We start from the raw sequence: 1,358 nt of genomic DNA, 5'->3' as shown, positions 1-1,358 counted from the left end.
GAGGGTGTCCTAGATTTTGTGTAAACGGGATTTTTATTAAACCGTTAACAGCCGATCTTCGAACTGGATACTGAAGCGATTCAAGGCCGCTTTCCAGTCCCGGATCGGCATCGTCCACTTCTTGCTGATGTTGTTCAGCGCCAGATAAAACAGTTTCATCACCGCGTCATCGGTCGGAAATGAGGCGCGCGTTTTGATCACTTTGCGCAGGCTCATGTTGATCGATTCGATGGCATTGGTGGTGTAAATCACCTTGCGAATTTCGGCTGGATAGTCAAAAAACGGGATCACCCGAGCCCAGTTTCGCCGCCATGACAGGCTGATCGACTGGTACTCGGCATCCCATTTGGCTTCAAATTCGCAGAGTCGTTGTTCGGCCAATTCGGCGGTTGCCGAGGTGTAAATCAGTTTGAGATCAGCCGCCACCTCTCGCTGCTTTTTCCACGACACGAAGTTCAAGCTGTTGCGCACCATGTGCACGATGCACAGCTGAACGACGGCTTTTGGGTAGACGGCTTCAATGGCTTCAGGGAAACCTTTGAGACCGTCCACGCAGGCGATGAAGATGTCCTGCACGCCCCGATTCTTGAGTTCGGTCACCACTTGCAGCCAGAACTTCGCGCCTTCGGTTTGAGCGATCCACAGACCCAGCACTTCCTTGTGACCGGCCATATTGACGCCGATAGCCAGGTAAACCGCCTTGTTGCGCACGGCGCCAGCGTCACGCACTTTGACGTGAATGCAGTCCAGATAGAGGATCGGGTACAGCGCGTCCAGTGGTCTGGCTTGCCACAGCTTGACCTCGTCACTCACCGCGTCGGTAATCGCCGAGATCAGGCTGGGAGAGACCTCTGTGCCGTACATTTCCTGTAAGTGAGCCTGGATTTCTCTGACACTCAAACCGCGAGCGTAGAGAGAGATGACTTTGTCATCGAAGCCCGTCCAGCGGGTTTGATGCTTGGCCACCAACTGCGGCTCGAAGGACGCCTGCCGGTCGCGAGGGATGTCGAGCGGCAGTTCGCCGAAGTCGCCCTTCAGGGTTTTACCGCTGTGACCGTTGCGCGCATTGGCGGCGGTGTTGGTGATCGCTGCGCTTTTGTCGTGCCCCAAGTGTTCGGTCATCTCGGTTTCAAGGGCCCGCTCCACCAGCATCTTGGTGAGCTGTTTGAGCAGGCCGTTTTCGCCGATCAGATCTTCGGGCTTTTTGTAGTTGGCCAGCAGACTGTCGGCCAGTTTAACCAGTTCAGGATCAGGCTTGACTCGTTTGGCGCGCTTGGGTTTTGGCTCGGTCATTGGATTTCCTTGGGGTAGGCAGTCTCCTGCCAAATGACCGTTTACACAAAACTAATTACACCCTC

The 1,358-nt window shown here is 54.9% G+C and carries 1 protein-coding gene; it reads right to left on the bottom strand.

Translation table 11 applies throughout. The features are described from left to right. Window positions 1-36: 36 nt before the first annotated feature. Complete coding sequence (locus EQV97_RS28825; RefSeq protein ID WP_240890573.1) at window positions 37-1,293, bottom strand: IS256 family transposase; 1,257 nt, start codon at window positions 1,291-1,293, stop codon at window positions 37-39. Window positions 1,294-1,358: the final 65 nt, after the last annotated feature.

This window comes from Pseudomonas sp. TMW22090 (genome assembly GCF_022496665.1).
In the GTDB taxonomy this organism is placed as follows: Bacteria; Pseudomonadota; Gammaproteobacteria; order Pseudomonadales; family Pseudomonadaceae; genus Aquipseudomonas; species Aquipseudomonas gregormendelii.
The sequence above is the reverse complement of the archived record's forward strand: the minus strand, read 5'-3'. Positions and strand labels throughout refer to the sequence as shown.

Excerpts from the sequence above, each read along its gene's own strand:
- EQV97_RS28825 (WP_240890573.1), bottom strand. The coding sequence starts at position 1,293 with ATGACCGAGCCAAAACCCAAGCGCGCCAAACGAGTCAAGCCTGATCCT.